Genomic DNA, 11,494 nt, shown 5'->3' with positions numbered 1-11,494 from the left:
TCCGGACGGTTTAGGAAGCGGCCTTGCTGTCAGCCTTCGGCAGATCGCGGGGACGCTCGGCAATACGGGCGGACTTGCCCGAACGGCCACGCAGGTAATACAGCTTCGCGCGACGGACTTTACCACGACGCACAACTTCGATGCTGGCGATCGACGGTGCGTACAGCGGGAACACGCGCTCCACGCCTTCACCGTTCGAGATCTTGCGAACCGTGAAGTTGCTGTTCAGACCCTTGTTGGAACGGGCGATGACAACGCCTTCGAAGCTCTGAACACGCTCACGCGTGCCTTCGACAACGCGGACGCCAACGCGAACCGTGTCACCTGCAATGAACTCGGGAACAGCGCGGACGCCGGAAAGACGCTCGATTTCGCGCGCCTCATACTGCTGGATAATGTTCATGACCAAACTCCTGAAAACAAAACTTCAATGGACCTGCTGTCGTGCCAGATACGCATCCCAGAGGTCCGGGCGGCGCGCCTTCGTGACGGCGATTGACTGTTCATGGCGCCAGCGGGCGATGGCACCATGGTTGCCGGAGAGAAGAATGTCGGGCACGTCCCGCCCGTCCCACACTGCCGGCTTGGTGTATTGTGGATATTCAAGAAGCCCCTCAGCGAAGCTCTCGTCCTGACCGCTGACGTCCGACCCCATGACGCCGGGAAGGAGCCGTACGCACGCATCCAGAAGAGTCAGGGCAGGAATTTCCCCGCCCGACAGTACGACATCGCCCATGCAGAGCTGTTCGATATCGTGCTTTTCCAGAACGCGCTCGTCCACGCCTTCGAAGCGACCACAAAGAACCACGACCCCCGGTCCAGAGGACAGGCGCTCCGCATCTTCATGCGACATGCGCTTGCCCCGTGGTGTCGGGTAGACGACCGGACGACCATCCAGCGCGGGAAGCGCCGAGAGAGCCGTATCCAGAACGTCCGCCCGCATCACCATGCCGGCTCCGCCACCAAAAGGCGTGTCGTCCACGGCCCGGTGACGTCCCAGCCCATGCTGGCGCAGATCATGCGCCTCACAGGACCAGATCCCCCGCTCCAGCGCCCGACCCGCAAGGGAGAACCCCAGCGGCCCCGGAAACATGTCGGGAAAAAGGGTCAGGATGTCCGCGCGCCAGCTCATGCCCGCACCTGGACCTCGCCGGAGAGATCCCCCTCGACCTCGACTTCAACAGGAGGGACAAGGGTCACTTCCCGTTTCGCGAGATCCACACGAGGCACACAGGCCAGCGTGAACGGCACGATCAGACCACGATCCACTTCGAGACTGACGCCTGCGCCGTAATCGTGAACGACCAATACCGTCCCAAGAACATCTCCGTCTGCCGAGACAGCCGTCATACCGATCAGATCGGCATGATAGAATTCGTCGTCTCCGGTTTCCGGAAGAACGGTCCGCGGAACATACAGCTTGGCATTGACCAGACGTTCGGCGGCCGTACGGTCAGGAAGATCCTGACCGTCGGCATCCGTCAGTGCAGCCACGCCTGCCGAGACCCAGCGTGCCGTCCATGCCATGCCCTGCCCGTCATGCAACACGCCCAGCGTCTCGACCGAAGCCGGATCATCTGTGGCAGCATGAAGATGCACCAGACCGCGAACACCGTGCGGGCGACCGACAGTGGCAATCAGGACATCGCTGTCAGGGTTGAAGCGGGGCACGTCTCGGGCTTCCTGAAAAACGGATCAATCAGGCCGCAGCAGCGGCAGCGGCAGCCTTGGCGCGTTCCTGAGCCTTCGCCTTTGGAGCGGACTGCTTGGGCTGTTCGTTGTAGGTCGGCTTCGGAGCCAGGCCTGCATTGCCGAGGAAACGGGCAACACGGTCCGTGGCGAGAGCGCCGTTGGACAGCCAGTGCTTGATGCGCTCGTCAACCAGACGGATACGATCAGCGTGATCGGCCGGCAGCATCGGGTTGTAGGAACCGACCTTCTCGATGAAACGGCCATCGCGCGGGCTGCGGCTGTCAGCGACAACGATGTGGTAATAGGGACGCTTCTTGGCACCTGCACGTGCAAGGCGGATCTTGAGGCTCATGAAATACTCCTGAGAGACAGAACTTGTAAAAAACGGGACAGATCAGACGAAAGGCGGGCGTCCACCAGGTTTACCCCCGGGGCCACCCATGCCCTTCATCAGATCCGCCAGACCTCCTGCACCACCCATGCCGCGCATCAGGCCACCAAGGCCCATCTTGCTGATGCGTTTCATCATGGTGGACATGTCGTTGAACTGTTTGAGCAGACGGTTGATCTCCGGAACCGTGGTTCCCGAGCCTGCCGCAATACGCTTCTTGCGGGACGCCTTGATGATCTCCGGCGTCTTGCGCTCCTGCTTCGTCATCGAGGAAATGATGGCCTTGTGACGTTTGAAGATCGACGTATCGAGCTCCTTGTCACCCAGCATATCCTTGATCTTTCCCATCCCCGGCATCATGCCGAGAATGCCGGAAATCGAGCCCATGCGGTTGATCTGGTTGATCTGGGACACATAGTCATCCAGATCGAACTTGCCCGCGAGCATCTTCTTGGCAACGCGCTCACCTTCCTCGTGATCGAGGGTTTCGGCAGCACGTTCCACCAGCCCGGCAACGTCACCCAGACCGAGAATACGGCCCGCGACACGCTCGGGATGGAATTCTTCAAGCGCTTCGAGGTTCTCACCCGAACCGGTCAGCTTGATCGGCGCGCCCGTAATGGCCTTCATGGACAGGGCCGCACCACCGCGCGCATCGCCGTCCATCCGGCTCATGACGACGCCGGTAATGCCGACGGCTTCGTTGAAGGCCTTTGCGGTGTTGACGGCGTCCTGACCGGTCATCGCGTCAACGACCAGCAGCGTCTCTGCAGGCTTGGTGAGCGTGCGGATTTCCCGCACTTCATCCATCAGCGCTTCGTCGATGGACAGACGGCCTGCCGTATCGAGAATAACGACGTCATACCCTTCGAGACGACCAGTCTCGAGAGCACGCTTTGCGATCTGGACAGGCGACTGCCCGGCAATGATCGGCAGAGCCTGAACACAACCCGTCTTGGCGTTGACGCGCTCGGCCAACTGCTGAAGCTGGAGCTGCGCTGCCGGACGCTGGACGTCGAGACTGGCCAGAAGGACTTTCTTGTTCTCACGACCGGACAGACGCAGAGCGATCTTGCCCGACGTTGTGGTCTTGCCAGAGCCCTGCAGCCCCACCATCAGCACTGGAACCGGCGGATTGGCGGACAGGTTTAGAGGTACAGCCCCTGCTCCGCCCAGCGCATCGATCAGGGCATCGTTGACGATCTTGGCGACAGCCTGACCGGGGGAAACGCTTTCCAGCACTTCCTGCCCGACAGACCGTTCGCGAACCTTGTTGACGAAATCCCGCACCACAGGCAGAGCAACGTCCGCCTCCAGCATGGCGAGACGCACTTCACGCATGGCCTCGGTGACATCAGCCTCCGAGAGCTTCCCGTTCTTGGAAAGCCCTTCGAGGACACCGGACATCTTGCCTGAGAGTTGATCGAACAACGGGTCACCTTAAAAGCAAACAGAAACACGCCACTGCGCGAGTCTTCGCGAGGTGGCGTGTCCGGAAACAGGGCCTGTCTATTCCCTTGCAGCAGAAGCGTCAAGCGATAGACGCAGAAGCCTCAGTTTTTCAGGGCATATCGTCCGGTTCACCTTCTGGCGGGTGCCCCATCAGAGCCTTCATCTGTTCATGAAGCGCCTTAAGCTTGGTCATGGTCTCCTTACCCTGCTGGCGCTGTGCGGGCGTCAGCAGATCATGAAGCTGTTCCATGGTTTCGAGATGGAGCGCGGAGACTTTGGCCTTGAGCTCATTCTCCTGTCCATTCAGATCCGTGAGTGTTGCACGATCCAGATTCCCGACAGAACTGAGAGCATCGTGGATTTTCTCCTCGATAGCCCGCCCTTCGAGACGAAGCGCGCGCTCGTCCTGATGAGCCTTCTCAAAAATGGCCTTAAGCTTTGTTTTTTGATCCGCCGTCAGCGTAACGCCAGGAAGAACAGGAGGCATCATATGGCCGGGAGCACCACGCGGGCCTCCCAGATACGGCTGAACCCAGCCGGACACATGATGCGCTTGTGCCGAGGCCAGAAGAGGAGTTCCCATCAGGCCCAGAGCCACCATGGCGGGAAGTAAAGCAGTAGGGCGAAGGATCGTCATGGACGTCATATCCTTGGAGGTTATGGCAGCCGGAAACGCACGGGGCGCCTCCATGACGTTCTAGATGGCACGCTTCAATGTTGCTGAGTTCCCCCTCCTCCGTTTCAAAAAGTAAGGGCATAGGGTATATGTAATACGCCGACTTGACGGAAAATTTTTCCCGTCGCATGAAGCATCCAGATCCGAACAGACTCCTTCAGAAATGAAGCCTGCCGGATGGAGAGGTGGCCGAGTGGTTTAAGGCAGCGGTCTTGAAAACCGCCGTGCGTGGAAGCGTACCGTGGGTTCGAATCCCACCCTCTCCGCCAGATAAATCAAAAATACCCAAGTTTTTCAGAGAGATATCTGATTTATCAAAATCCATCCCACCTTGGGTCCCATCTTAAAAAATGCGTCATCGTGCAGCGCCCGGACGCGATATGCGTCGTCCTGTAAATTTATCAATGCGACCTGCTGACTGAAGTCTTGTGTTTCTCAGGGACATCCAGATAATCCGAGGACGCAACTGAAGTGGCGATCCGCGAAACTTCGCTTAGAAATATCTTGAAATCGTCGTCCGTGTTCGGCTAACGTTCTGGAATGAGTTGATGCTCACAGTACCAAAGATTTTGTAAGACCAGCGAACCATCTTCCACGGAGTTAAACAGAAACTCTGTTGAACTCTTGAACGCCCATAAAACCAAACAAAACCGAGCATCATCGTTAGTCCCATGAGGGGCTGTTTGGATAGGCGTGTCATGAGTTCTGTTTTCCCCCTTCGTCGCTCTGACGACATCTTTATAACGCGTCGGGAAGCTTCCGAGCGACTACGCGTGTCCCTCTCGACAATCGACAGATATGTCGCAGCGGGCGAGCTCGAACGATTGAAAATCGGTCCAAGGCGAACTCTGTTTCGACTGCGCGATGTCGAAAGGCTCGTCCGTCGTGACGGCAGCGCTTCTTCCGCCATGCAGACCACACTGAGCAACGTCTGGTCGTAGCTGCTGATTTCATCAACGCAGGATACCTGCGGATCTTTCCTTTCCATGATGAAAGCTAGCGCTATGTTTGACGTCGCTGAGATTGACTTTGCTTGGGACAGCCCTTGGGACTCCCTGGAGATGAAATGCGTCTATCAGGATATTGTTTTCTGGATCCTGTGTGATGTTACTCGAGAGATTGATCCCTATTACAAGACCAATTGCTACAAAGTAGATGATCCCGATAGTTTATTTTCGCCACCAACTACCGTAAATGACTTACATAACTTATTCTGGGCATCTCCTTCGGAGATTTCTGAAGGGTGGTCTCTATTCAAAATGATAAACGGTAATTTTTCAGACACTAAGCTCTTTGAAATCCTCAATACATTTCTTTTCCTGAAAGACAAATCTACGATTGCACAGCCAACGATAGATGAAATCATGGAGCTTTTGTTTGCCCGTGCTTCGCATTGGTCAGATAAACTGACGATTGAAGATCTCCGCCGCAGCTGGCTTCTGGCAGGATGATCCAGGTCCATGATCAGTCTCCGCCTGGAGGGCTGCCGCTGAACGTTATCGCGGAGCAAGTCCTGTTTTATAAAAGGCCGATACGATCTGACGAGCAGCTTATTCTTGCCCGTGCTTTGACATATCTTGGATGGCGACGGCATCGTACCGCCCAGACACGCCGATGGATTGCTCCCCCTGATTTTCCGACAAAAGATCCCGGCAAACTTCGATGGCATTACAGGTGAACACGTCCGCCAAAGCACAGCGACTTCGCGAGTACCTTTGCACGAGAGAAAACATCCCGCAGGCGATTATCATGGCGTTTGATGGTCATCGAAGATCGATAGATGTCAGCAAAAATGGCTGGTGACTGCGGGAATGTCCCTGATGGAACATCGGAAGACGATCCAGTTGCGCGACGGGCAGCCAGAGACGACCGTCAGGAGCAAGGCAAGGTGCATCCGCCCAGTGCAGACGTGGATCCGAAATCAGTCTCGTGATCTTTCCAGAAATATCTCTACGATAGACGCCGCTATCCTTCAGGTTAGTAAAGTAAAGGTTTCCTGCAGCATCCATGGCGCTGCCTCCGATCGGAGGTAAATCTGCCCAGGGCTTCACAGCCGCAGACAGATCGGCTGACGACACTTTAGGGTCATCGAGCAGTGCTGTCGGAACTTGAGACCACGGCCCTTCAAGCGGCCCGAAATACAGCCATTTCCCATCCGGACTCACTTCTAGCGGATCGACGTTCACCAGAAGCGGCTGATGCGGACCGTTCTCCACGACGTGTCCATCCATGACAATCGGTCGATCTGTCCGCGCGCGTGTGGAAACATCGTTGTCCAGAACACGACGTGCATGACCTGTTTCGACATCAAGAACGATCAGGGCGGCCTTGCCCGCATCCGTCAGATAAGCATGCCTCCCGTTGAAACGGATATCGTCGATATAGCTCCCCGCCTGCGCGATATCCGGGTCCAAAGGATAGATCCGCAGCACATGACCCGTTGCCGGATCAATGCGGACCAGTTTGGCTCCTTCAGGTATGGGAGCACCTCCAAAAGACGGAGTTCCCGTATCAACAACCCAGAGCTTGCCGTCAGGAGCGATATGGAGGGCGTTGACGCTGACAAACTGATGCGTTGCATCCCGTCCGGGTTTCCAGCCATTCCAGTCAGCATCCGGAAACGGCTCTATCTCTTTGCTTTTCGTCAGAAGACCCACGGCCGGTCCGGAAAACCCGCTCCAGCGAGGGCCTGAGACAAACACATGACCGCCAGCCAGCGCTACGGCGTTCCAGTCCATGGCCGTAGTGGTTGCCTCAATCCTGATGGTCTGGGCAGGGGAAGAAACAGGATGCGCACATACCCCAACGAATCCCGTGAAAAGGGCAATAGCGATCCTGCGAAGGCCTCTTTTTAGGAAAGCCTGCCACCGATTCTGTTCCATGAGACCCATGTCGTCAGATCCCGGCAATAAAACCGGACGGCGTACCGTCGGCAGGATCGACAAACACTACGTCGTCTGGTGCCCGTCGCGGCGTGTCGATAGCCAGAAAAACGACTGGATGGCCCAGAATGCGGGGCACGGCATGCACAGCCTGACGGGGGAACACCAGAAGATGGCCGGGTGCAAACGGGGCTTCGTCAGCCGGATCATCTATCCAGAACGTGCCTCTCCCGGACAGGACATGAAGCACTTCATCGCACTGGGTATGGTAATGCGGCGGCACATCCCGATAGATCCGGAAGACCCGGATACTGGCTTCCGGCTTGTCGGTCAGATAGGTGTCCAGCAGCATCGTGTCCGCCGTTTCGGGGAATGCCGCCGCAATTTTATTGAGATCGAAGCGACCTCCCGTCCGGTTCAGGGTCATCAGATGTTCTTCGTCATTCATGAGGTCTGCTCCTCTCAAGCGCTTTGACTGTTTTCGTCACGGTTCTCTCCGTTCAGGCGGGGAAACCCTCGAGAACAATTTTGCCTTTGGCCTGACCACTCTCGATCAGAGCGTGAGCCTCTCGCAGATTGGCGGCGGTGATATGCCCGAGATTTTTACCGAGTGTCGTACGGAGACGACCTTCGTCTATAAGGCGCGACACGTCGTTCAGGAGTTTCCCTTGTGCGCTGATATCTGCCGTTCCGAACAGTGAGCGGGTGAACATCAGCTCCCAATGCAGGGACAGGCTTTTGCGCTTGAGGGGTACATCATTGAGTTCATCAGGATCATCAATCAGGCCGAAATGTCCCTGAGGGGCAAGAAGTTCGACGATCTCTGTCAGATGCCGGTCTGTCTGCGTCGTTGAAAAAACAAAACCGGGAGCACCTGTCGGAAGGGCAGCAACCTGTGCGGCCAGAGGCTTGCTGTGATCGATCACGTAATCTGCCCCGAGAGATGTGACCCAGTCCTGCGTTTCGGGGCGCGAAGCCGTGGCAATGACCGTGATATCAGTCAGAACCTTGGCCAGCTGGATTGCCATGGAACTGACTCCACCTGCGCCCCCGATGATCAGAATGGACGGCGTCGTTCCCGGGACAGGCCGACGAATGTCCAGGCGATCGAAAAGCATCTCCCAGGCGGTGATTGCTGTCAGCGGTAAGGCCGCGGCTTCAGCCCAGTTCAGGGAGCGGGGTTTGCGACCGACAATCCGCTCATCAACCAGATGAAACTCGGCATTGGTCCCCGGACGATTGATCGCCCCCGCATAAAAGACCTCGTCGCCGACAGAGAAATCCGTCACGTCCGGTCCGGTGCCGACGACAACTCCCGCCGCATCCCAGCCCAGGACACGCCACTGACCCGCCTCCGGTGTCGCGCTGCGACGGACTTTGGTATCAACCGGATTGACCGACACGGCCCTGATCTCCACCAGAAGATCCCGGCCCGAAGGGACAGGTTTCGGCAGTTCAATATCCTGAAGAGACGCCGGATTTTCGATGGGAAGCGGCGTCTGATAACCGATGGCCCGCATGATGTCTGCTCCTCTGTTGAATGAGGAGAAGAGTGAGCACTATGCTGTTTTCAGACAAGAACGCACTTTTAACGCCCATAGTGTCGGAAATGATACCGTTATGACCCGCATCCGCCATCAGTCGCTCGATTGCAGCCCCGGCTGCGCTGTTGAGGCAACGCTTCAGCTCATCGACGGGAAATGGAAAGGCGTGATCCTCTATCATCTGCTTCAGGGAACATTACGCTTCAACGCCATCCGCAAGCGCCTGCCCAATATCACGCAGAGAATGCTGACGACCCAGCTTCGCGAGCTGGAGCGTGATGGGTTTGTGTTACGGACGGTTTATCCCGAAGTTCCGCCAAAGGTGGAATACAGTCTCACCCCGCGCGGGCGGACCCTCGAGCCCGTCATCATGGCTCTCAAAGCCTGGGGCGATGAGCACACAGAGTTCAGGCATGGTCGCGAGATCTGCAAAGGTCAGGATGGCATACTCTCGCCTGCCGCAAATGGGATTGAATGATTACCCAGCATTCATCTGGCTAATGGCGGAATTGGGGGGGGGAAGACGATAGTCGGCTATCGGTGCTGAGAAATCGAAAGCGCCGTGCACTTTCATAACAGCTACGGACCAACTTACGACATTTTGCGCCATGCTTACGAATGTCGGCTTACGCGAAGATCTGCCGATAGCATGTTTTCGAACGCCTCAAGAGCCCGCGCTCATCATGAACGGCGGCCTTATATGAGGTATGCATATGCTTCAATGACTAATCGCGACGGTGGAATGGTTCTCTTGCACGGCAAACAAGCCAGCTTCCCAGTTCGGAATAGTATTCAACAAGCTGTGGGGCATTCAGGCGCGCCCGGTTGTCGTCACTGAACAAGATGTAGACCACGGCCCCCTCAATTGCTTGCACTCGTGTTCAGGGCGGATTTAGAGCATACCCCAAGAAAGTTTTCGCGGGGAAATGAAATCAAATGGATGCCGAAGATCACAAGGTGGAAGCCGTCTTCAAGGAAGACCGTCGGTTCATCGTCCCTCTGTATCAGCGGAAGTATCAGTGGGCGGAGCATCGCCTCCTGCCGTTTTGGGAGGACGTACAGGCCAAGGCGGCCGAGGTTCTCGTCAATGAGAGCCGTTTCGAGCACTATATGGGCGCCCTCATCATCGCGCCGGTCGACATCGGGTCGCAGATCAGCAAAACGCCAGTGGTGCAGGTGGTCGATGGGCAGCAGCGGCTGACGACATTTCAGCTATTCCTTGTAGCTCTCCGGGAAGTCGCCCGTCGCCACGACTTCGCCGATTTCATCGACCACATCAACGGCTATCTCTTCAATAACCGGAAGAGCAAGGACACTGATCCACTCACCCGCTTTAAGTTGACCCCGACCCCTTCGGATCGGGAACTGTTCCACGACCTGATGGACCTGAACTACGGGGCCGTTGTCTCGAAGTATCGAATGTTGTTCTGGGGCGCGACCGTCCCTAAGAACACCCAGTTTCCCGCATTTCGAGCCTATTTTCTCTTCATAAAATGGATCGAGGAATTTCTGCTGAATGGCCCTAGCGACGCTGCCCCGCCCGAAGAGGATGAGAATGCCGAAGCACAGGTCGAGGACGAGCAGGATGATGTCGAGCTCGCGTCAGTCCGCCTCGAGGCCTTGCTCCACGCCGTTCTGGACCGCCTGAAGCTGGTCGTCATAAGTCTGGGCGAAAACGACGATGCCCAGGTGATCTTCGAGACGCTGAACTCGAAGGGCGAGCCGCTGCTGGCTATGGATCTGGTCCGCAACAACATCTTCCACCGCGCTGAAAAGCAAGGTGCCCAAGTCGAGGAACTATACCGAAAGCTGTGGGATCCGCTTGACGATTCATGGTGGCGTGAACCGGCCCCCAACGCCAGACCAACTAGGCCACGGATCGACCATTTCCTCGCCCACACGCTTGCAGCGGAAACGGGCGGCAAGATCTCGATGCGTGAGCTATATGCGGAATACCGCACATTCGCGGTGCCCAAGGGGCGGCCACGCTTCGACGACGTCGAAGACGAGCTAAGGCTACTGGAGCACTACGCTCCGCTCTACGAGACGCTCGAGGGGCGTAGGTCGGACGATCCCGATCTCGTCTGGTTCGGACGGAAAATGGCCGCCTGGCAAACGACAACGGTCTATCCTGTCGCCATGCAGTTGGGCGCCGATGGGGTGACTCAGCAAACCCGAGCAGCCGTCACCCGTCTACTTTATTCGTATATCGTGAGGCGGGCGCTCTGCGATCTGACGACGAAGAATCTCAATAACGTCTTTCAGGGTCTTGCGGCGCGCTTCCATGAAAAGGGAGCCACACTTGAGACTTTCAGGAGCTTTTTTGAGGGGCGCGATGGCGCAAGCATCCGGTTCCCCGGTGATCGCGAGCTCCAGTCCGGAATATTGTCCAAGAATGCCTATTCGATCTCGCCTCAGTCGAGACTCGTCGACATTCTCTGGGAATTGGAGAAGGCGTCTCGATCGAACCTCGCAGAAAAGCCCGAGCGCCCGACCGGGCTCTGGGTCGAGCACGTTCTGCCACAGACGTGGACTGATGATTGGCCTTTCCCAGGAGGTGAATATTTTTCGCGCTGCAGTGATTCTCCAGAAGCGATCGCCCGGAAGGCTGCGGCCAACTCTCTCGGCAACCTCACGCTGATCACCAGCGGCCTAAACATCTCCGCCGGCAATCGCAGCTTTGCTGAGAAGCGCGCGAAGTTCGCCGAGCACACAGGGCTGTTCTTGAATAAGTGGTTCGTCGGCCGCGAAGAATGGGCGGAGGACCAGATCAACGAGCGTGGCGAGCACCTGGCGTCGCTCGCCGTCAAGATCTGGCCGGCTCTAGATGTGATCTGAAAGGGTGTGGAGTTGGCCG

At 57.0% G+C, this 11,494-nt stretch carries 13 protein-coding genes and 1 tRNA gene; 5 read left to right on the top strand and 9 right to left on the bottom strand.

The features are described from left to right. Window positions 1-10: 10 nt before the first annotated feature. From rplS to ABDK74_RS00315, 6 genes are all read right to left on the bottom strand, one after another. Complete coding sequence (rplS, locus tag ABDK74_RS00340) at window positions 11-403, bottom strand: 50S ribosomal protein L19 (RefSeq protein WP_041110658.1); 393 nt, start codon at window positions 401-403, stop codon at window positions 11-13. Between the two features lie 24 nt (window positions 404-427). Beyond that, a complete protein-coding gene (gene trmD, locus ABDK74_RS00335; RefSeq protein ID WP_062109737.1) occupies window positions 428-1,132 on the bottom strand; it encodes a tRNA (guanosine(37)-N1)-methyltransferase TrmD in 705 nt (234 codons plus the stop codon). After that, window positions 1,129-1,671, bottom strand: a complete 543-nt coding sequence (gene rimM, locus ABDK74_RS00330; protein WP_346002264.1) for a ribosome maturation factor RimM — start codon at window positions 1,669-1,671, stop codon at window positions 1,129-1,131. Before rimM ends, trmD begins: the two co-directional genes overlap by 4 nt. A 28-nt stretch (window positions 1,672-1,699) precedes the next feature. Beyond that, entirely contained in the window at window positions 1,700-2,044 is a 345-nt protein-coding gene (gene rpsP / locus ABDK74_RS00325) for a 30S ribosomal protein S16 (protein ID WP_062029531.1), read from the bottom strand. A 42-nt stretch (window positions 2,045-2,086) separates the two neighbouring features. Then, window positions 2,087-3,514, bottom strand: coding sequence for a signal recognition particle protein (gene ffh, locus ABDK74_RS00320; protein WP_346002263.1), 1,428 nt, complete (start codon window positions 3,512-3,514; stop codon window positions 2,087-2,089). 130 nt (window positions 3,515-3,644) lie between these two features. After that, window positions 3,645-4,172 carry a Spy/CpxP family protein refolding chaperone gene (locus tag ABDK74_RS00315; protein WP_346002262.1) on the bottom strand — a complete coding sequence of 176 codons (528 nt, stop codon included), beginning with the start codon at window positions 4,170-4,172 and terminating at the stop codon, window positions 3,645-3,647. Between the two features lie 218 nt (window positions 4,173-4,390). Here ABDK74_RS00315 and ABDK74_RS00310 point away from each other — a divergent pair. The 3 genes from ABDK74_RS00310 (at window position 4,391) to ABDK74_RS00300 (ending at window position 5,662) form a co-directional block, all read left to right on the top strand. Then, window positions 4,391-4,480: transfer RNA gene (locus ABDK74_RS00310), tRNA-Ser, on the top strand. 429 nt (window positions 4,481-4,909) lie between these two features. Beyond that, window positions 4,910-5,152 (top strand): AlpA family transcriptional regulator, encoded by a 243-nt coding sequence (locus ABDK74_RS00305; protein ID WP_035729032.1) that lies wholly within the window; start codon window positions 4,910-4,912, stop codon window positions 5,150-5,152. A 63-nt stretch (window positions 5,153-5,215) separates the two neighbouring features. Further along, window positions 5,216-5,662 (top strand): hypothetical protein, encoded by a 447-nt coding sequence (locus tag ABDK74_RS00300; RefSeq protein WP_346002261.1) that lies wholly within the window; start codon window positions 5,216-5,218, stop codon window positions 5,660-5,662. 312 nt (window positions 5,663-5,974) lie between these two features. Here the strand turns inward: ABDK74_RS00300 and ABDK74_RS00295 are convergent, their stop codons facing one another. The 3 genes from ABDK74_RS00295 to ABDK74_RS00285 all read right to left on the bottom strand — a co-directional run bounded on the left by ABDK74_RS00295 (window position 5,975) and on the right by ABDK74_RS00285 (window position 8,613). Continuing rightward, window positions 5,975-6,949 carry an L-dopachrome tautomerase-related protein gene (locus ABDK74_RS00295; protein ID WP_346002260.1) on the bottom strand — a complete coding sequence of 325 codons (975 nt, stop codon included), beginning with the start codon at window positions 6,947-6,949 and terminating at the stop codon, window positions 5,975-5,977. Between the two features lie 157 nt (window positions 6,950-7,106). Continuing rightward, window positions 7,107-7,541, bottom strand: coding sequence for a cupin domain-containing protein (locus ABDK74_RS00290; protein WP_346002259.1), 435 nt, complete (start codon window positions 7,539-7,541; stop codon window positions 7,107-7,109). Between the two features lie 52 nt (window positions 7,542-7,593). Further along, complete coding sequence (locus ABDK74_RS00285; RefSeq protein ID WP_346002258.1) at window positions 7,594-8,613, bottom strand: zinc-binding alcohol dehydrogenase family protein; 1,020 nt, start codon at window positions 8,611-8,613, stop codon at window positions 7,594-7,596. Between the two features lie 100 nt (window positions 8,614-8,713). Between ABDK74_RS00285 and ABDK74_RS00280 the strand changes: the two genes are divergently transcribed. Both ABDK74_RS00280 and ABDK74_RS00275 read left to right on the top strand, forming a co-directional pair. Continuing rightward, window positions 8,714-9,115 carry a helix-turn-helix domain-containing protein gene (locus tag ABDK74_RS00280; RefSeq protein WP_346002257.1) on the top strand — a complete coding sequence of 134 codons (402 nt, stop codon included), beginning with the start codon at window positions 8,714-8,716 and terminating at the stop codon, window positions 9,113-9,115. Window positions 9,116-9,573: 458 nt separating this feature from the next. Then, entirely contained in the window at window positions 9,574-11,475 is a 1,902-nt protein-coding gene (locus tag ABDK74_RS00275; protein ID WP_346002256.1) for a DUF262 domain-containing protein, read from the top strand. The last annotated feature ends 19 nt before the right edge of the window (window positions 11,476-11,494 follow it).

The organism is Gluconobacter sp. OJB, from assembly GCF_039638275.1.
Taxonomy (GTDB): domain Bacteria; phylum Pseudomonadota; class Alphaproteobacteria; order Acetobacterales; family Acetobacteraceae; genus Gluconobacter; species Gluconobacter cerevisiae.
Note: the sequence above shows the minus strand (reverse complement) of the source record. Positions and strands in the feature narration are given on the sequence as shown.